The sequence below is a fragment of the Microbacterium sp. ARD31 genome (genome assembly GCF_031844425.1).
The window spans coordinates 151,262-169,408 of record NZ_JAUZVE010000012.1 but is presented as its reverse complement, the minus strand read 5'-3'; the positions used below and the strand labels follow the sequence as shown (position 1 = coordinate 169,408).

The following is an 18,147-nucleotide window of genomic DNA, read 5'->3' as shown; positions in this document are numbered from 1 at the left end:
CGTGCGAGTCGACCTGTGGAGAACGGGATCGCGGAAGATCCGGGTCACCTGGTGGCTCGGACCTTCCACGTTGTCGATGGAGTCCCCCGAATCAGCCCAGGACGTCGCGGGCCAACCGCTCCCCCAGCTCGACGAGGAGCCGTGCGGGCTCGCGGAGGCAGACCGAGACGTCGGGCTCGACGTCGGTGAGGGCGTAGGCGCGGGAGATGCCGGCGGCGGCCAGCTCGTCGTCGGGCAGCGTGGTGCGGCCGCAGACCGCGGCGACGGGTACGCCGACGCGGCGGGCGGCGGTCGCGACCCCGACGGGCGCCTTGCCGCGCAGGCTCTGCCGGTCGAGCATGCCCTCGCCGGTGACGACGAGGTCGGCTCCCGCCACCCGCTCGGCGAAGCCGAGGAGGTCGAGGACGAGGTCGATGCCGGGACGCAGCTCGGCACCGAGCACCGCCAGCAGCCCGAACCCGACGCCACCGGCGGCGCCGGCCCCCGGCTCGTCACGCCGGTCGGTCCCGGTGGCAGCGGCGACGAGGTCGGCCCACCGGCCGAGCCGGGCGTCGAGCTCGGCCACCTGCTCGGGGCTCGCGCCCTTCTGCGGCGCGTAGACCGCGGCTGCGCCGTCCGGACCCGTCAGCGGGTTGTCGACGTCGCAGGCCACCACGATCCGCGCCCCGGCCAGCGCCGGGTGCAGCCCGGTGAGGTCGAGGCCGTCGGAGGCACGAGCCCCCAGCGCCTCGAGCAGGCCGAGCCCGCCGTCGGTACTCGCGCTGCCGCCGATCCCCACCACGAGCGACCGGCAGCCCGCGTCGAGCGTTGCCGCCATCACCTCACCCAGGCCCCTGCTGGTCGCGGTCATCGGTGCGGGTGCCCCGCCCGGGAGTCGTGCCAGCCCGCAGGCGTCGGCCAGCTCGACGACGGCGGTCGCGCCGCGTCGGGCGTACGACGTCGCGACCGGGTCGCCGGTCGGTCCGCTCACCGCGACCGGGACCCGCTCGAAGCCGCCGGCCACCGCCGCGTCGACGGTCCCGTCGCCGCCGTCGGCGACCGGCAGGAGGTCGACGACCGCGTCCGGGCACGCCCGGTGCACGCCGTCGGCGAGCGCCTGCGCCACCCCGGGGGCCGACAGCGACCCCTTGAACTTGTCGGGCGCCAGCAGCACGCGGGTCATGAGGGCGGCCCGGAGGAGTCGCGGACCACGAGCTCTGCACCGACGGTTCGCCGGCGCGGCCGGCTGCTCGGCTCCTTGAGTGCCAGGAGCAGGGCCTGCTCCCCCATCTCGGCCATCGGCAGCCGCACGGTGGTGAGCGACGGCGCGAGGTCACCGGCGACGGCGACGTCGTCGAAGCCGGTGACCGAGACCTGGCCGGGCACGGAGACGCCGCGGGCGCGCAGGGCCGAGAGCACCCCGATCGCCATGTCGTCGTTGAGGGCGAGGACGGCCGTCACGCCGGGGTGGTCGTCGAGGATCCGGTCGGCGGCGACCTTGCCCCCGGCACGGGTGAAGTCGGCCTCGACCACCGGGACGTCGTCGATGTCGAGTCCCGCGGCCGCGAAGGCCTCCGCCACGCCGGCGATGCGGTCGGCGACGGTGGTGAGCTGGCGGGACCCGGTCGCCAGGGCGAGCCGGCGGTGCCCGAGGTCGAGCAGGTGCTGGGCGACCGCGCGGGCGCCCTCGGTGTTGTCCGGGAGCACCGCGTCGACCCCGAGGTGGTGGCGCCCGATCACCGCGACCCGACCGCCCGCGCGGCGGAACGCCTGCAGCTCGGCCTTGGCCGGCGCCTGCAGCGCCGGGTCGACCAGGCCCGAGCCGGCGACGATGATCGCGCCGACGCGGTTGGCGATCAGCATCCGGAGCTGGGCGAGCTCGCGCTCGGGGTCGCGACCGGTGTGGCAGATCTGCACGGTGAGTCCCTCGCGGGCGCCCACGCCCAGCACGCCGCTGGCGATCTCGGAGAAGTAGGGGTCGCCGATCTCGTGGACGACCAGGCCGACCGAGCGGGTCGACCCGCCGGCCAGGGAGCGCGCGTGCAGGTTGACGACGTACCCCATCTCGCGCGCCGTCTCACGCACCCGCTGGGCGACCACCTCGCTGACGCCCGGAGACCCCGAGAGACTGCGGGACGCGGTCGCGATGGAGACCCCCGCCGCCTCGGCCACGTCCTGCAGGCGAGGGCTCGTCGCCGCTCCCTTGGGCATCCAGCGTCCTCCCCGTCGATGTCGGACATCGGCCGGATGTGACCCTTGCCACATCCCCGCCGTCGTGCATACAGTAGCCGAAAGCGCTTACGAAAGCGCTTACGCATTGGACACGAGGAGTGACATGAAGGTCAAGACCCCCTATCGCTTCGCCGGACTTGCACTGGCCTCCTGCCTCGCGCTGACCGGCTGCATGAGCTCCGGCGCCGACGGCGGCTCCGGCGAGGAGGGGGACGGTCCGATCAAGATCGGCATCTCGCTCCCGCTCACCGGAGACTTCTCCGAGCCCGGCAAGGGCGTGCAGCGCGGCTACGAGGCGTGGGCCGACTACGTCAACGAGAACGGCGGCCTCCTCGGCCGCGACGTGGAGCTCACCATCCTCGACGACCAGTCCAACGCCGACCGCGTCGCCGCCGACTACGAGAAGCTGATCAACCAGGACGGGGTCGACCTCGTCTTCGGGCCCTTCTCCACCCGCCTCGTCGTCCCGGCCGCCCAGGTCGCGCAGGACTACGGCTTCCTCTTCGTCGAGCCCGCCGGCGCCGCCGAGGAGGTCTTCACCCAGGGCTTCGACAACCTCTTCTACGCCGCACCGGCGATCGCCAACGACCACTACGACTACCTCGCCGACGCCATCGAGGCCCTGCCCGAGGCGGAGCGGCCCAAGACCGCGGCGTACGCCGCGATGGACGACCCGTTCGCGATGGGCACCGCCTACGGCCTGAAGGAGCGCCTCGAGGAGATGGGCGTGGAGACCGTCGTCGACGAGGTCTACCCGCCCAACACCACCGACTTCGGCTCGATCGCCGCCAAGATCGCCGACAGCGAGGCCGACGTGGTGGTCGGGGGCACCCAGTACCAGGACGCGGTGAACATGATCGTGGCCCTGCAGCAGCTCAACTACCAGCCGAAGATGGCGGCCTTCTCGACGGCCCCGACGAATCCCGAGTTCCCCGAGGCGATCGGCGACAAGACCGAGGGCATCCTCTCCCCCACCGGCTACACGCCCGAGGCGACGTTCCCCACCAACAAGGAGTTCGTCGACTACTACACCGAGAAGAACGGCAACCCGCCCGCCGAGGACGAGGCCAACGCCTGGACCACCGGCCAGGTCGTGGCCGCCGCCGTCGAGGCCGTCGAGTGCGCCAGCCCCGACCCCGAGTGCCAGTCCGAGCTCATCGACTGGCTGCGCAACAACGAGGTCGAGACCGTCGTCGGCCCCCTCACCTGGGACGCGGAGGGACGCCCGCAGGGCGCGCACCTGATCCAGCAGTACGTCGACGGCAAGATCCGCATCGTCCTGCCCGAGGAGGCCAAGGAGGCCGACCTCATCCTGGAGAAGCCCCGCTGGTGACGTCCGGCCGCTTCCCCAGACCCGACTCCTACCGTTAGGCGACTCGATGTCCCTGTTCGTGCAAAGCCTGGTGCTGGGCATCCTGTTGGGAGGGCTCTACGCCCTCCTGGCAGCGGGCCTCACCCTCTACTTCGGCGTGATGCGCGTCGTGATGATCGCCCACTCGGCGTTCCTCATCCTCGCGGCGTACCTCGCCTGGTGGTTCACCGACCAGACCGGCCTGGACCCGCTGCTCTCGCTGCTGGTGACGGTGCCCCTCTTCTTCGGGATGGGCGTCTTCATGCAGCGGGCGCTGATCAGCCGGCTGCGCCCGGCGACGCTGACGATGATGTCGGTGCTGCTGACCTTCTCGATCGCGCTGGTGATCGAGGGGATGCTCGGCTTCGTCTTCAGCGGCACGCAGCGCCGGATCCGCCTCGACTACGGCGGCGCCAACTTCGAGATCGCCGGCGCCAACATCGCCGTGGTCAAGCTCATCGCCTTCGGCCTCGCCGTCGTCTCGCTCGCGGCGCTCTTCGTGCTGATGAAGAAGACGCAGTTCGGCCAGTCGCTGCGCGCGACGATCCAGCACCCGGAGGCCGCACGCCTCATCGGCATCAACACCGAGCGCGTCGCCGGCTACGGCTTCGGGCTCGGGCTCGCCACCGCCGCGATCGGCGGCACCGCCCTCGCCCTGGACTCCACGTTCTACCCCTCGCTGCACTGGCACTGGATCGGGCCCCTGATGGCGATCATCGTCGTCGGCGGGCTGGGCAGCATCCCCGGCGCGGCGATCGCCGCGATGGTCCTCGGCATGGGCCAGGCCCTCCTGCAGATCCCGCTCGGGACGACGTGGGCCCAGACGTTCTTCTACATCGCGCTGTTCGCCACCTTGATGGTGCGGCCGCAGGGATTCTTCGGAGGTCGTCTTGCCCAGCGTTTCTGACACCGTGACCGCGCCCGCGGGCTCCAGCAGCCGCCGCAGCCGGACCACCGTGCTGCTCAAGGCCGTCGGCATCCTCGTGCTCGCCGCCGCGGTCCTGTCGTTCCCGTCCGTCGCCGCGAACCCGTTCATCCTCTCGGTGGGCGTCGTGATCATGAGCTACGCCGTCCTCGCGACGTCGTGGAACTTCGTCGGCGGGTTCACCGGCTACATCTCGCTCGGCCACGCGGCGTACTCCGGTCTCGGCGCGTACGCCACTGGCCTGCTGGTCATCCACACCGGCATCAACCCGTGGCTCGCCATGCTGACCGCCGGGCTCGTCGTCGCGGTGCTCGCGGTGCCCATCGGCATCGCCAGCCTGCGGGTGCGCGGCGCGTCGTTCGTGATCGTCTCGATCGCGCTGGTGCTGATCATGCTGCTGGTGTTCCAGTCCTGGGGCTCCTTCACCGGCGGCTCCAACGGCCTGCGGGTGCCGCGGCCCTTCGGCCCGGAGGTGCTCCGACCCGAGCAGCACCAGCGGTTCTTCTACCTCCACGCCGCGCTGCTCGCCGTCGCGCTGCTCGTGTGGTGGCTCATCGACCGCTCCCGCTTCGGCACCGGCCTCAAGGCGATCCGCGAGGACGAGGACAAGGCGCAGGCGCTCGGCGTGCCGACCTTCACCTACAAGCTCATCGCGTTCGTGGTCTCGGCGTTCTTCACCGCCCTCGGCGGCGGGCTGTACGCCCTGTGGTTCGGCTTCCTCGACCCGATCTTCCAGTTCTCCATCCTCGTCGGCTCCTACATGGTGCTGATGAGCCTCCTCGGCGGCATCCGCAGCCTCTTCGGCCCGCTGCTCGGCGCGGTGATCGTGGGCTACGCGGTGGAGTACTTCAAGAACCAGTACGGCGACACGCAGTTCCACCTCGTCGCGATGGGCCTGCTGCTCGGCCTCGTCGTGCTCTTCATGCCCGACGGGATCATCCCGGCGGTCACCCACCTCGTCGACCGCTTCCGGCCGCAGCGCGCCTCGATCCGCGAGGTCACCGCGGCCGAGCTCGCCGAGCAGCGGCGTACGTCCGGGCCGGAGGCCGCGCAGGCCGACCAGCAGGCGCGCACCGACGCCGGGGCCGACGTCCCGGCCGGCGACAGCACCGTCACGGAAGGAGCACGCTCATGACGGCGACCGCACCCGCCCCCACCGGGCAGGAGACCGCCAGCCTCGCGACCGTCGGGCTGACCAAGAGGTTCGGCGGCGTCACCGCCGTCGACGGCGCGTCAGTGACGTTCCACCACGGCAAGGTCAACGCGCTGATCGGACCCAACGGCTCGGGCAAGACGACGTTCTTCAACTGCGTCACCGGGATGATCCGCCCCGACGAGGGGACGGTGAGCTATCGCGGCGCCGACATCACCGGCAAGGCCCCGCACCGCATCGCCCGCGCCGGCGTCGGCCGCAGCTTCCAGCTGTGCCGGGTGTTCCCGCGGATGACGGTCATGGAGAACATGCTCGTCGCGGTCCGCTCGACGTCCCTGCGCCGCCAGCTCTCCTCGGCGCGCAACCCCGAGGAGCTCGACCGGGCCCGCGGCCTCCTGGCCAGGGTCGGCATCGAGCACCTCGAGCACTCGCTGGCGCGCGACATCTCCTACGGCCAGCAGAAGCTGCTCGAGCTCGCGGGCGTGCTGATGGCCGACCCCGAGACGATCATGCTCGACGAGCCGGCCGGCGGCGTGAACCCGGCCCTCATCGACCGGATCGCGAACCTCGTCCGCTCGCTCAACGCCGAGGGCAAGACCTTCATCGTCGTCGAGCACAACATGGAGCTGGTCATGGGCCTCTCCGACCACGTCGTGGTCTTCGACCGCGGCCGCCCCATCTGCGAGGGCACCCCGACGGTCGTGCAGAGCGACCCCCGAGTCCTGGAGGCCTACCTTGGCATCTGACGCCAGCACGTCCGAGACGAAGCAGGAGTACCTCCTCGAGCTCGACGACATCGAGGCCGGCTACGGCCGCGCGGCCCTCGTCCTCCGCGGCCTCACCGTGAAGGTCCCCTCGGCCACGGTCGTGTGCCTCGTCGGCCCCAACGGCGCCGGCAAGTCGACCGTCCTCAAGGTCGCCAGCGGCATGCTCACCCCCCGCTCGGGCACCATCCGGGTGGCCGGCAAGGACGTCACGAAGAACTCGCCCCAGCAGATGCTGGGTGCCGGGCTCTCCCACGTCCTGCAGGGCCACAGCGTCTTCAAGGAGATGACGGTCGAGGAGAACGTCCGCCTCGGCGCCTACACGGTCAAGGACAAGGGCGAGGTCAACGACCGCATCGACTTCGTGAAGTCGCTGTTCCCGGTCGTCGCCGAGCGCTGGGGCGCCCTCGCCGGCGCACTGTCCGGCGGCCAGCAGAAGCAGGTGGAGTTCGCCCGCTCGCTGATGGTCAGCCCGCGGGTCGTGCTCCTCGACGAGCCGTCGATGGGCCTGGACCCCAAGGCCACCGGCACGGTCTTCGAGCAGGTCGTGCGGATGCGGGACGCCGGCACCGCGGTGCTGCTCGTCGAGCAGAACGCCCGGCGCGCGCTCGAGACCGCCGACCTCGGCTGCGTGCTCGACCTGGGCCGCGTGCACATCTCCGGCCCGGCCGACGAGCTGCTGCGCGACCCGCAGCTGGCCGAGCTCTACCTCGGCGGCCGGCCGGCCGCCGCGCGCACCACCTGACGTACGCCGCCACCCGGCGCACGTCCACCGCACCCCCGACGACACCGACGACCTCGACGTGAGGAACACCAATGCCTGACACGACCTACCGCATCCTGATGAACGGCGTCACCGGCCGCATGGGATACCGCCAGCACCTGCTGCGCTCCATCCTGGCGATCCGCGACGACGGCGGCATCCCGATGCCCGACGGCACCCGGCTGCAGGTGGAGCCGGTGCTGCTGGGCCGCAACGCCGACAAGCTGGCGCGCCTCGCCGACCAGCACGGCATCGCGGACTGGTCGACCGACCTCGACACCGTGCTGGCCGAGGACCCCGCCCCGATCTACTTCGACTCCCAGGTCACCAGCGAGCGCAAGAAGGCGATCCTCAAGGCGGCGGCCGCGGGCAAGCACGTCTTCACCGAGAAGCCGATCGCCGAGACCGTCGCGGAGGGCCAGGAGCTCGTCGACGCCGCGGAGAAGAGCGGGATCATCAACGGCGTCGTGCACGACAAGCTCTACCTGCCGGGCCTGATGAAGCTCAAGCGGCTGGTCGACTCCGGCTTCTTCGGCCGCATCCTCTCGGTGCGCGGCGAGTTCGGCTACTGGGTCTTCGAGGGCGACTACCTCCCGGCGCAGCGCCCGAGCTGGAACTACCGCGCCGAGGACGGCGGCGGGATGGTCCTCGACATGTTCTGCCACTGGAACTACGTCCTGGAGAACCTGTTCGGCGCGGTCGAGGCGGTCACCGCCAAGGCCGTGACCCACATCCCGGAGCGTTGGGACGAGAACGGCCAGAGGTACGACGCCACGGCGGACGACGCGGCGTACGCCATCTTCGAGCTCGCGGGCGGCATCATCGCCCAGGTCAACTCCTCCTGGGCCGTGCGCGTGGAGCGCAAGGAGCTCGTGGAGTTCCAGGTCGACGGCACCCACGGCTCGGCCGTGGCCGGCCTCTTCAACTGCCGCATCCAGCCGAGGGAGTCGACGCCGATGCCGGTGTGGAACCCCGACCTGCCGACGACGGAGGACTTCCGCGGCCAGTGGCGCGAGATCCCCGACAACCAGGAGTTCTCCAACGGGTTCCGGGCGCAGTGGGAGCAGTTCCTCCTCGACGTGCACGCCGGGCGACCGCACCGCTACGACTTCGCCGCGGGCGTGCGCGGCCTCGAGCTGGTCGACGCCGGGCTGCAGTCCTCCCGCGAGGGTCGCCGGGTGACCCTCCGATGACCACCTCGACCCTCGTCGACGTCTCGGTCGACGTCCCGCGCGCCGACGGCGGGTGGGAGACGGTCACGCTGCACGAGCCGCGGCAGTGGACGTCCCACCCCCACCCCTACGACCAGCGCGTCGCCTTCGCCGCCGCGCACGTGGTCGCCGACCCGCGCGGCGAGAACGTGCCCGGCGCGCCGGCGGTCGTCGACTGGGACTCGACGCTGGCGTTCCGGCGCGAGCTGTTCCGCTACGGCTTCGGCGTGGCCGAGGCGATGGACACCGCCCAGCGCAACATGGGGCTGGACTGGCCGGCCGTGCAGGAGCTCGTGCGTCGCAGCGCCGAGCAGGCGCGTGACCACGACGCCCGCATCGCGTCGGGCGCCGGCACCGACCACGCCCCCGGTGCCACCACCCTCGACGAGGTCCGGGCGGCGTACGCCGAGCAGGTGGCCTTCGTCGAGTCGACCGGCTCGCAGGTGATCCTCATGGCCTCGCGGCAGCTGGCCGCGGCCGCGGCCGGTGCGGACGACTACCTCTCCGTCTACGCCGAGCTCCTCGAGCAGGTGCGCGAGCCGGTGATCCTGCACTGGCTGGGCGAGGCGTTCGACCCGCAGCTGCGCGGCTACTGGGGCTCCACCGACGTCGACACGGCGACGGCGACCTTCCTCGACCTCGTCGCCGCGCACGCCGACAAGGTCGACGGCGTCAAGGTCTCGCTGCTCTCGGCCGAGCACGAGACCGGGCTCCGGGCGGCGCTGCCGGCGGGCGTCCGGCTCTACACCGGCGACGACTTCAACTACCCCGAGCTGATCCGCGGCGACGGGACGCACCACTCCGACGCGCTGCTCGGCGCGTTCGCGGCGATCGCCCCGGCAGCCTCCGCGGCGCTCACCGCGCTCGACGACGGCGACCTCGCGACGTACGACGCCGAGATGGCGCCGACGCTGCCGCTGTCGCGCCACGTCTTCGAGGCGCCCACCTACCACTACAAGACCGGCATCGCCTTCCTGTCGTGGCTGTGCGGCCACCAGCCCGGCTTCACCATGGTCGGCGGGCTGCAGTCCGCGCGCAGCGCGGTCCACCTGGGCCGGCTCTTCTCGCTGGCGAACGACGCCCGGCTGCTGCCCGACCCGGAGCTCGCCGCGCACCGGATGCGCGTCTGGCTCGACGGAGCGGGGCTGGCCCGGTGACCGCGGTCGACCTCGCCCTCGACGTGCCCTCGGGCGCACCCGCGCGTGTGGCGACGCCCGCACCCGGCGACCCCCGGCTGGCCCGCCTCTCGCTGAACCAGAAGACGGTCGACCGGTGGGGGCTGCGCGAGGCGATCGACGGCTGCGTCGCGGCCGGGCTGCCCGCCATCGGCGCCTGGCGCGAGCCGGTCGCCGAGGTCGGCCTCGAGACCGCCGCCCGGTGGGTGCGCGAGGCGGGGCTGCGGGTCTCGTCGGTGTGCCGCGGCGGCTTCTTCACCGGAGCCGGCGAGCTCTCCCGGGCCGAGCGACACGACGACAACCGTCGCGCGCTCGACGAGGCCGCCGCCCTCGGCGCGCCGTGCCTCGTGCTGGTCCCCGGCGGCCTGCCGTCCGGCGACCGCGACCTCCCAGCCGCCCGCGCGCGGGCCGCCGAGGCGATCGAGGCACTGGTGCCGCACGCGCTCGACGTGGGCGTCCGCCTCGCCATCGAGCCGATGCACCCGATCTTCGCCGCCGACCGCGGCGTCGTCTCCACCCTCGGCCAGGCGCTCGACATCGTCGAGTCGCTGCCCGTCGAGGCCGTCGGCGTCGTCGTCGACACCTTCCACGTGTGGTGGGAGCCCGGTGTCGAGGACCAGATCGCGCGGGCCGGCGCGCGCATCGCGTCGTACCAGGTGTGCGAGTGGATCACCCCGCTGCCGCCCGACGCGCTGCTCTCGCGCGGGATGATGGGCGACGGCCACATCGACTTCCCCCGGCTCACCTCCCTCGTCGCGGCCGCCGGCTACACCGGCGACGTCGAGGTCGAGATCTTCAACGCCGACGTGTGGGCCGCCGACGGCCGCGCGGTCGTCGACACCCTCGCCCGCCGCTACGTCGAGCTCGTGGAGCCCCACCTGTAGCAGTCGACCGGCGGTCCCACCGCACGTCCCCAGTCTCACCTCGGAAAGGAACGGGAGCACATGCACCGCAGAAGGATCACGACCGCCCTGCTCACGGCCGCGCTCGTCGCCGGGCCCGCCGGCGCCGGGTCGGCCCACGACGGGCCACGCACCGTCCGTGTCGTCGCCCCGGCGACACCGCAGCACTGGGACCCGCTCACCGACGACCTCTGGGCCTACGAGGGCAACCAGCTGGTGCTGACGCGGGCGGGCACCAACCCCAACGACGGCGTGCGCCGTCCGTTCGAGTACGCCATCGTCACCAAGGGCCCGGCCCTGGAGGACGTCAGCATCAGCGCCGAGGTCCGGCTCGACGAGTCGGTCACCGTCAGCAACCGCGACGTGGTCGTGATCTGGAACTACCAGGGGCCCAGGCGCTTCTACTACGCCCACTTCTCCCAGGACAACACGATCTACCCGCACAACGGGATCTTCGTGGTCGACAACGCCGACCGACGCCGCATCGACGACCAGTGGACCGGCTCGGTCGGTGCTCCGCCGGCGGTCACCGACGCCGACTGGCACGACGTCCGCGTGGACCACGACGCCGGCACGGGCGAGATCGAGGTCTACGTCGACGGCGCCGACGAGCCGCTCATGACGGCCACCGACACCACCTTCAGCGGCGGACGGGTCGGCTTCGGCTCGTTCGACAACTTCGGCCGCGCGCGGCACTTCCGCGCGACCGGCACCGCCCTCGCCCCCTGATCCCCGTCGGTCCCCGGTCGCATCCCGGGGACCGACGAGGGCTGCCACGGTCCCGGCCAAGGACACCGCGGCAGCAGTTGTCTCCAACCACCTCAACGATAGGGACACCCCATGCGCAGATCACCCTGGTGGGTCGCTGCGGTCACCACCTCCCTGGTGGCAGCGGCCCTCTCCCCCTGGGCCTCCCCGGCCACCGCGGGCAAGGCCTCCGGCCCCGGTGCACCGCCCATCCCGCCGGACCCCGAGCCCTCGACCCTGGGCCTCGTGCTCGAGGAGTACGCCCAGCTCCCCGCCTCGACCCCCAACGGTCCCTGGACCGACGTCCGCATCGGCACCCGGCACAACCGCATCAACCACGTCGGCGAGCTGCCCGACGGCTCCGGCCGGCTCTACGTGCCCGACCTCAACGGCAACCTGTACTTCCTCGAGGACCGCGAGCCGTCTGTCTACCTCGACGTGAAGGCGCAGTTCCCCGAGTTCCTCGCCTGGCGCGGCCTCGGCTCCGGCTTCGGGTTCGTGGCCTTCCACCCCGAGTTCGCCGAGAACGGGAAGTTCTACACCACCCACACCGAGAACCCGACCGCCCCGGGGGCGCAGACCTACCCGGGCCAGCCGCTGCGCTCGAACGGCGTCCAGAGCGTCGTCACGGAGTGGACGGCCGACGACCCGGCGGCCGACACGTTCTCGGGCAGTCGCCGCGAGCTCTTCCGCTACCGCTTCGCCGGCCAGATCCACGCCATCCAGCAGATCGACTTCAACCCGACCGCCGAGCCCGGCGACGACGACTACGGCCTGCTCTACCTCGCCGTCGGCGACGGCGGCTACGGCGTCGAGACCGACATCCCGCAGCAGCTGTCCGACCCGTCGGGCAAGATCCTGCGCATCGACCCGGCCGGCACCGATGCTCCCAACGGCGCCTACGGCATCCCCGACACCAACCCGTGGGTCGGTGAGCCCGGCGCGCTCGGCGAGATCTGGGCCATCGGCATGCGCGACCCCCACCGCTTCAGCTGGGACGCCGAGGGCAAGCACGACATGTTCCTCGGCCACATCGGCCAGCGGGCCATCGAGGCCGTCTACGAGGTCGACGCCGGCGACGACTTCGGCTGGCCCGACGTCGAGTCCAGGCTCGACTACCAGAACGACACCCAGTGCCGCCTCGACCCGATGACCCCGGAGCAGGCCGCGAAGGGCTACGACTTCCCCGTCGCGTCCTACGCCCACGAGACGCCCGCCAACTGGAGCTGCAACGCCGACTCCGGCCACGCCATCTCCGGTGGCCACGTGCACCGCGGCGACCTGCCGGGGCTCAAGGGCAAGTACGTCTTCGGCGACCTGGTCAAGGGCGAGGTCTACTACGCGACCGCCAGCCACCTGCGCGACGAGTCGGACCGTGAGGCGACCGTCCACGAGCTCCAGCTCTTCGACACCGCGGGCACCCGGATGCGGATGTCCGACTTCGTCGGCGACGGCCGCGTCGACCTGCGCTTCGGCACCGACTCCGACCGCAGCCTCTACCTGCTGGCCAAGGCCAACGGGAAGATCTGGAAGGTCGTCGACACCGAGCGGGCCCCGGTCGACAAGGACGTCGAGCCGGCCCTCGCCGACGACGTGGTGGCGTCGTACGACTTCGAGCACCCGTTCGCCGCGGACGACTCCTACGAGCAGGACCAGGGCCCGAGCCGGACGCTGATCCGCCTGGTCAACGGCCGCGACCAGATGCGCGTCGACGACGGCGCCTACCCGGGCTCGAACAACGCGCTGCAGCTGCACAGCGCCGCGGAGTCCCCCACCGGCACGCCGTGGAAGGCCGGCATCTATGAGAACGACGCCGACGGCATGGCCTCGCTGTCCCGGTTCGCCGGCGCCGAGGGCATCACCGTCATGGGCTGGTTCAAGATGGACGGCACCAACCCCACGCCGGGCTACAACGCCATCGGCCTCGCCGGCGTCCTGTCCGGCAACTCCGACGGCCACGGCGTGCGCGCGCTGCTCGAGCTGATCCAGGTCAACGGTGAGCTCAAGCTCGTGGCGCTGGGACGGCGCCTCGACACGGGCGCGTCGCAGACCTTCGCGGCCTCGGCGCCGTGGCAGGAGCTGCTCCCCGACGGGGAGTGGGTGCACCTGGCCGCGACGTTCGACTACGCGAGGGGGACGATGGCGCTCTACCGCAACGGCCGGGCGGTCGACGGGTTCTACACCAACCCGAACGACCCGTGGCAGGTCGACGGCACGGGCACCTCGCCGACCAACCCGCGCGGCATCAAGATCGGTGGCTCCTTCCCGCAGGACGGCACCGAGCGCAACCCGTGCAACTGCCGCATGGACGGGCTGATGTTCCTCGACGACGTGGCCTCCGCGTCGGAGGTGGCACGCCAGTACCGGCGCCTGCTGCGCTGACGCCAGTGCTCACAGATCGTGGAGGATCCGGGTCACCTGGTGGCCCGGATCTTCCACGTCGGCCTCAGCCGCAGGCCGGCGCGGGCGGGAGCGGGGCGGGGACGCCGACCGACGGCATGCCGAGCCCGACGGAGGCAGTGGCGGGCGGGGCGGACGTACGGCGCTCCCAGGCGTCGCCGGCACGGGTGCGGCGGACGGACCGGACGGGGCCGTCGGCGACGAGGTGGTGGGGCGCGGCGTAGGTGATCTCGACGGTCACCATGTCGCCGGGCCGCACGGAGTCGGCGTCGACCGCCGAGAAGTCGGCCGCGAAGTGCACGAGCCGGTTGTCGGGCGCCCGGCCCGACAGCCGCCGGGTCGCGGAGTCCTTGCGGCCCTCGCCCTCGGCCACCATCAGCTCGACGGTGCGGCCGACGAGCGCCTTGTTCTCGGCCCAGGAGATCTCCTCCACGACCTCGACGAGGCGCTGGTAGCGGTCCTTGACGACGTCGGCCGGGACCTGGTCCTCGAGGACGGCGGCGGGGGTCCCGGGGCGCTTGGAGTACTGGAAGGTGAAGGCGGCCGAGAACCGCGCGGCTCGTACGACGTCGAGCGTGGCCTGGAAGTCCTCCTCGGTCTCCCCCGGGAAGCCGACGATGATGTCGGTCGTGATCGCGGCGTCGGGGATCGCCGCGCGCACCCGCTCGATGATCCCGAGGTACTTCGACTGGCGGTAGGACCGCCGCATGTCGCGCAGGACCTTGTCCGACCCCGACTGCAGCGGCATGTGCAGCGAGGGCATCACGTTGGGCGTCTCGGCCATCGCCTCGATGACGTCGTCGGTGAACTCGGCCGGGTGGGGCGAGGTGAAGCGCACCCGCTCGAGGCCCTCGATCTCCCCGCACGCGCGCAGCAGCTTGGAGAAGGCCTGGCGGTCACCGAACTCCACGCCGTAGGCGTTGACGTTCTGCCCGAGCAGGGTGATCTCGGTGACGCCCTCCGCCACCAGGGCGGAGACCTCGGCGAGGACCTCGCCCGGTCGGCGGTCCTTCTCCTTGCCGCGCAGCGAGGGGACGATGCAGAAGGTGCAGGTGTTGTTGCACCCGACCGAGATCGACACCCAGGCGGCGTACGCCGACTCGCGCTTGGTCGGCAGCGTGGACGGGAAGACCGACAGGGACTCCAGGATCTCGACCTGGGCCTCCTCCTGCACCCGTGCCCGCTCGAGGAGCACCGGCAGCGAGCCGATGTTGTGGGTGCCGAAGACGACGTCGACCCAGGGCGCCTTCTTCGTGATGGTGTCGCGGTCCTTCTGCGCCAGGCAACCGCCGACGGCGATCTGCATGCCCGGCCGGCGTGCCTTGACCGGCGCGAGGTGCCCGAGGTTGCCGTAGAGCTTGTTGTCGGCGTTCTCCCGCACGGCGCAGGTGTTGAACACCACGACGTCCGCCTGCTCGTCGTCGTGCGCGCGGACGTAGCCGGCGTCCTCGAGCAGGCCGCTCAGCCGCTCCGAGTCGTGCACGTTCATCTGGCACCCGTGGGTCTTCACCTCGTAGGTGCGGGCGGTGGCTTCGGGGAGTGCGCTCATGACCGACCCAGCCTACGGCGGCGCGCGAGGGCGCGAGGAATCGAGCACGGAGGCCCGTGACCCTACGGAGTTCGGGTCCCCCGACAGGGCGACCGCCTAGTCCGAACGGACTAGACCAGTGGGCAATTCGGAGGATTAATGCTCGGAATCCTTACATTTGCTCAGGCCCGGCGCCCAAGATCGCTTCCAGAAGTCAACAAAGCGGTAACACAGGTCCACACGGACGTGGTCTCACCTGTGTCGCCGGTCACCGGGGAGTGCACGGATGCATCAGCTCACGAACAGCTTGGACCGCTCGACCACCGCTCGGCGCGCGCGCACCGGCGCCTTCGCCGTGGTTGTTACCGCGCTGTTGCTGACCCTGCTCCCCACCGGTGCCCACGCCGCCGCGACCCAGGCGAAGAAGCGCGCCAAGGGCGCCACCGTCACCGCCACCCTGGCCTCGCTGCCCCCGATCGTGCAGCCGGGCACCTCCCCCGCGGCGCCGTCGGACGACGCCACGCTGGTCGCGACGTTCGCGCCGGCCAGCCCGGGCCAGAAGGTCGTCCTCGAGAAGCGCGTGCGCAACGGCTGGAAGGTCGTCGCCACCGCGACCGAGGACGCCTGGGGCTCCGCCGCCTTCACGCCCGGCTCCGGCACCTACCGCGCGTCCTCCACCGCGGGCGGCCGCACCTGGACGTCCGGCTCGGTGACCACCTCGCGATGGACGCCGGAGTTCGAGGACACCTTCTCCGGCACCACCCTCGACACCACCGTCTGGAACGACCAGAAGCGCGAGCACGAGAGCGTCTACGCCCCGCGCACCTGCGCCCGCGTCGACCCCGCCGCCCGCCGCGTCGGCGGTGGCGTGCTGCAGCTCGGCATCGCCGCCGACCCGGCGCGCCTCGGCCTGCCGTGCAGCTACACGACGCCGCGCACCTCGGGCACCAGCCCGTACCTGCTCAACAGCCAGGTCGCCACGGAGCACACCCGCTTCTTCCAGCACGGCATCGTCGCCGCCCGCATCAAGCCGCAGCGCGCCAAGGGCATGCACTCCGGCTTCTGGCTGCTGCCGAGCGGCACCAAGTACACCGACGGCGTCCCCGCCGCCGGCACCGAGATCGACGTGATGGAGTTCTTCGGCGAGACCGGGCGCGGCACCGAGACCATCGGCTCGCACGTCCACTACTACGAGGCCAACTGGGACAAGATCAGCTACGGCAACTTCTTCCGGTCCACCCGCAACGCGCTGACCAGCAGCCGTCGCAACTGGTGGGACGAGTTCCACGTGTTCTCGGTCGAGTGGACCCCGGAGGAGTACATCTTCCGCGTCGACGGTCGCGAGTACTACCGCGAGACCCAGGCGGTGTCGCAGACCATGCAGTACCTCGTGCTCTCCAACCTCACGTCCGACTACGAGCTCGGCGAGCTGACGTCCGACGAGCTCGGCGACACCGCCCAGGTCGACTGGGTGCGGGTCTTCGACGCCACCTCGCGCGAGTCCGCCCGGGTCACCCGCGGACGCAAGGCCGCCTGACCAGCACCGAGTTCCGGCCGCGCCCTAGGCTCGCGGCATGCCGCGCCTGCACGCCCTCGAGCTGCTGCCGGACGTCGCCGGCGACGAGTCGGTACGACGTGACTGGCAGGCGCTGCGCGACGCCGGGCTCCCCTCCCAGCTCGACCACCGCGGCACCACCAACGGCCCCCACCTGACCCTCGTCGCGGCGCCCGTGCTCGGCCCGGCGGACGACGAGCGCGCGCTCGCGCTGCTGGCCCCGCTGCTCCCCGTCGAGGTCAGGGTCGCCGGGGTCGCGCTCCTCGGCGGCTCGCGGGTGACGGTGGCCCGGCTGGTCGACGTGCCCGACGCGCTGGCCCGCGCGGTGCTCGACCTGCGGCGCGACGTCGCCGACGTGCAACACCCGGGCTGGCTGCCGCACGTCACCCTGGGTCGCCGCATCCCGCGGTCCGAGGCGCCCGCCGCGCTGGCCGTGCTCGGCCACGCGGACGTCGTGCTGCGGCTGGACACGCTGCGCCGCTGGGACCCCGACGCGGGCGTCGTAGGCACCCTCGCCGGGCCGGGACCCGCCCGTCCGGACTGAGCGCGCACCCCGCACGTCGCTTCGAATCGTCACCACTTCGTGATGGCCCGTACGGGCCAGGGCCGATGGCCCAACCGGTCCACGTGCCTATAGGTTGCGCCTATGACCGCGCAGGAATCGCGCCCCGTCAGCGCCGGCCGGGGCGAGCCCCTCGTCGTGCTGAGCGGCGTCCAGAAGCACTTCGGGCAGCTCCACGCCCTCAAGGACATCGAGCTGTCCGTGGCTCGCGGCGAGGTCGTCGTGGTGATCGGCCCGTCGGGGTCCGGCAAGTCCACGCTGTGCCGCACGATCAACCGTCTCGAGACGATCGACGAGGGCACGATCACCCTCGACGGCCAGCCGCTCCCGCAGGAGGGCAAGGCCCTCGCCTCGCTGCGCGCCGAGGTGGGCATGGTGTTCCAGAGCTTCAACCTCTTCGCGCACAAGACGATCCTCGAGAACGTCACCCTCGGCCCGATCAAGGTGCGCGGCATGAAGAAGGACGCGGCCGAGAAGAAGGCGCGCGAGCTCCTCGACCGCGTCGGCGTCGGGCACCAGGCCGAGAAGTACCCCGCGCAGCTCTCCGGCGGCCAGCAGCAGCGCGTGGCCATCGCGCGCGCCCTGGCCATGGAGCCGAAGGTGATGCTCTTCGACGAGCCCACCTCCGCCCTCGACCCGGAGATGATCAAGGAGGTCCTCGACGTCATGGTCGACCTCGCCCAGCAGGGCATGACCATGGTCGTGGTGACCCACGAGATGGGCTTCGCCCGCACCGCCGCCGACCGCGTCGTGTTCATGGCCGACGGCGCGATCGTCGAGGAGAACACCCCCGAGGAGTTCTTCACCAACCCGCGCTCGGAGCGCGCGCAGGACTTCCTCGGCAAGATCCTCAAGCACTGAGGACCCACCGTCTCGGGACATCACCACTCCATCCCCAGG

General features: G+C 71.8%; 16 protein-coding genes. 13 read left to right on the top strand and 3 right to left on the bottom strand.

Annotated features, from left to right (window positions below):
• Positions 1-91 precede the first annotated feature (91 nt).
• A complete protein-coding gene (locus tag Q9S36_RS25270) occupies positions 92-1,162 on the bottom strand; it encodes a glycerate kinase (protein WP_311287590.1) in 1,071 nt (356 codons plus the stop codon).
• Entirely contained in the window at positions 1,159-2,190 is a 1,032-nt protein-coding gene (locus Q9S36_RS25265) for a LacI family DNA-binding transcriptional regulator (RefSeq protein ID WP_311287589.1), read from the bottom strand. The genes Q9S36_RS25270 and Q9S36_RS25265 overlap by 4 nt, the downstream gene beginning before the upstream one ends.
• A 124-nt stretch (positions 2,191-2,314) precedes the next feature.
• On the opposite strand from Q9S36_RS25265, the gene Q9S36_RS25260 reads away from it, so the two are divergent.
• The 10 genes from Q9S36_RS25260 (at position 2,315) to Q9S36_RS25215 (ending at position 13,584) form a co-directional block, all read left to right on the top strand.
• Positions 2,315-3,544, top strand: a complete 1,230-nt coding sequence (locus Q9S36_RS25260) for an amino acid ABC transporter substrate-binding protein (protein ID WP_311287588.1) — start codon at positions 2,315-2,317, stop codon at positions 3,542-3,544.
• 46 nt (positions 3,545-3,590) lie between these two features.
• Entirely contained in the window at positions 3,591-4,469 is an 879-nt protein-coding gene (locus tag Q9S36_RS25255; protein ID WP_311287587.1) for a branched-chain amino acid ABC transporter permease, read from the top strand.
• Positions 4,470-4,473: 4 nt separating this feature from the next.
• On the top strand, positions 4,474-5,622 hold the full coding sequence (locus Q9S36_RS25250; RefSeq protein WP_311287586.1) for a branched-chain amino acid ABC transporter permease: 1,149 nt from the start codon (positions 4,474-4,476) through the stop codon (positions 5,620-5,622).
• Positions 5,619-6,386, top strand: coding sequence for an ABC transporter ATP-binding protein (locus tag Q9S36_RS25245; RefSeq protein WP_311287585.1), 768 nt, complete (start codon positions 5,619-5,621; stop codon positions 6,384-6,386). Before Q9S36_RS25250 ends, Q9S36_RS25245 begins: the two co-directional genes overlap by 4 nt.
• Entirely contained in the window at positions 6,376-7,149 is a 774-nt protein-coding gene (locus Q9S36_RS25240; RefSeq protein WP_311287584.1) for an ABC transporter ATP-binding protein, read from the top strand. The genes Q9S36_RS25245 and Q9S36_RS25240 overlap by 11 nt, the downstream gene beginning before the upstream one ends.
• A 71-nt stretch (positions 7,150-7,220) precedes the next feature.
• Positions 7,221-8,360, top strand: coding sequence for a Gfo/Idh/MocA family oxidoreductase (locus Q9S36_RS25235; RefSeq protein WP_311287583.1), 1,140 nt, complete (start codon positions 7,221-7,223; stop codon positions 8,358-8,360).
• Positions 8,357-9,535 carry a dihydrodipicolinate synthase family protein gene (locus Q9S36_RS25230; RefSeq protein WP_311287582.1) on the top strand — a complete coding sequence of 393 codons (1,179 nt, stop codon included), beginning with the start codon at positions 8,357-8,359 and terminating at the stop codon, positions 9,533-9,535. The genes Q9S36_RS25235 and Q9S36_RS25230 overlap by 4 nt, the downstream gene beginning before the upstream one ends.
• Positions 9,536-9,582: 47 nt before the next feature.
• Positions 9,583-10,437: a sugar phosphate isomerase/epimerase family protein gene (locus Q9S36_RS25225; protein WP_396653844.1), complete on the top strand. Its 855-nt coding sequence runs from the start codon at positions 9,583-9,585 to the stop codon at positions 10,435-10,437.
• A gap of 60 nt (positions 10,438-10,497) precedes the next feature.
• On the top strand, positions 10,498-11,184 hold the full coding sequence (locus tag Q9S36_RS25220; protein WP_311287581.1) for a hypothetical protein: 687 nt from the start codon (positions 10,498-10,500) through the stop codon (positions 11,182-11,184).
• A 111-nt stretch (positions 11,185-11,295) separates the two neighbouring features.
• Positions 11,296-13,584 carry a PQQ-dependent sugar dehydrogenase gene (locus tag Q9S36_RS25215; RefSeq protein ID WP_311287580.1) on the top strand — a complete coding sequence of 763 codons (2,289 nt, stop codon included), beginning with the start codon at positions 11,296-11,298 and terminating at the stop codon, positions 13,582-13,584.
• A gap of 64 nt (positions 13,585-13,648) precedes the next feature.
• Here the strand turns inward: Q9S36_RS25215 and miaB are convergent, their stop codons facing one another.
• Positions 13,649-15,151, bottom strand: coding sequence for a tRNA (N6-isopentenyl adenosine(37)-C2)-methylthiotransferase MiaB (gene miaB, locus Q9S36_RS25210; protein ID WP_311287579.1), 1,503 nt, complete (start codon positions 15,149-15,151; stop codon positions 13,649-13,651).
• A gap of 265 nt (positions 15,152-15,416) precedes the next feature.
• On the opposite strand from miaB, the gene Q9S36_RS25205 reads away from it, so the two are divergent.
• The 3 genes from Q9S36_RS25205 to Q9S36_RS25195 all read left to right on the top strand — a co-directional run bounded on the left by Q9S36_RS25205 (position 15,417) and on the right by Q9S36_RS25195 (position 18,108).
• Positions 15,417-16,667 carry a glycoside hydrolase family 16 protein gene (locus tag Q9S36_RS25205; RefSeq protein WP_311287578.1) on the top strand — a complete coding sequence of 417 codons (1,251 nt, stop codon included), beginning with the start codon at positions 15,417-15,419 and terminating at the stop codon, positions 16,665-16,667.
• A gap of 37 nt (positions 16,668-16,704) precedes the next feature.
• Positions 16,705-17,229, top strand: a complete 525-nt coding sequence (locus Q9S36_RS25200; protein WP_311287577.1) for a 2'-5' RNA ligase family protein — start codon at positions 16,705-16,707, stop codon at positions 17,227-17,229.
• 102 nt (positions 17,230-17,331) lie between these two features.
• The gene (locus Q9S36_RS25195) at positions 17,332-18,108 is read left to right on the top strand and encodes an amino acid ABC transporter ATP-binding protein (protein WP_311287576.1); all 777 of its coding nucleotides are present in this window, start codon (positions 17,332-17,334) and stop codon (positions 18,106-18,108) included.
• Positions 18,109-18,147 lie beyond the last annotated feature (39 nt).

Coding starts and splice junctions, on each gene's coding strand:
- Q9S36_RS25270 (WP_311287590.1), bottom strand. CDS start 1,162: ATGACCCGCGTGCTGCTGGCGCCCGACAAGTTCAAGGGGTCGCTGTCG.
- Q9S36_RS25265 (WP_311287589.1), bottom strand. CDS start 2,190: ATGCCCAAGGGAGCGGCGACGAGCCCTCGCCTGCAGGACGTGGCCGAG.
- Q9S36_RS25260 (WP_311287588.1), top strand. CDS start 2,315: ATGAAGGTCAAGACCCCCTATCGCTTCGCCGGACTTGCACTGGCCTCC.
- Q9S36_RS25255 (WP_311287587.1), top strand. CDS start 3,591: ATGTCCCTGTTCGTGCAAAGCCTGGTGCTGGGCATCCTGTTGGGAGGG.
- Q9S36_RS25245 (WP_311287585.1), top strand. CDS start 5,619: ATGACGGCGACCGCACCCGCCCCCACCGGGCAGGAGACCGCCAGCCTC.
- Q9S36_RS25235 (WP_311287583.1), top strand. CDS start 7,221: ATGCCTGACACGACCTACCGCATCCTGATGAACGGCGTCACCGGCCGC.
- Q9S36_RS25230 (WP_311287582.1), top strand. CDS start 8,357: ATGACCACCTCGACCCTCGTCGACGTCTCGGTCGACGTCCCGCGCGCC.
- Q9S36_RS25220 (WP_311287581.1), top strand. CDS start 10,498: ATGCACCGCAGAAGGATCACGACCGCCCTGCTCACGGCCGCGCTCGTC.
- Q9S36_RS25215 (WP_311287580.1), top strand. CDS start 11,296: ATGCGCAGATCACCCTGGTGGGTCGCTGCGGTCACCACCTCCCTGGTG.
- miaB (WP_311287579.1), bottom strand. CDS start 15,151: ATGAGCGCACTCCCCGAAGCCACCGCCCGCACCTACGAGGTGAAGACC.
- Q9S36_RS25205 (WP_311287578.1), top strand. CDS start 15,417: ATGCATCAGCTCACGAACAGCTTGGACCGCTCGACCACCGCTCGGCGC.
- Q9S36_RS25200 (WP_311287577.1), top strand. CDS start 16,705: ATGCCGCGCCTGCACGCCCTCGAGCTGCTGCCGGACGTCGCCGGCGAC.
- Q9S36_RS25195 (WP_311287576.1), top strand. CDS start 17,332: ATGACCGCGCAGGAATCGCGCCCCGTCAGCGCCGGCCGGGGCGAGCCC.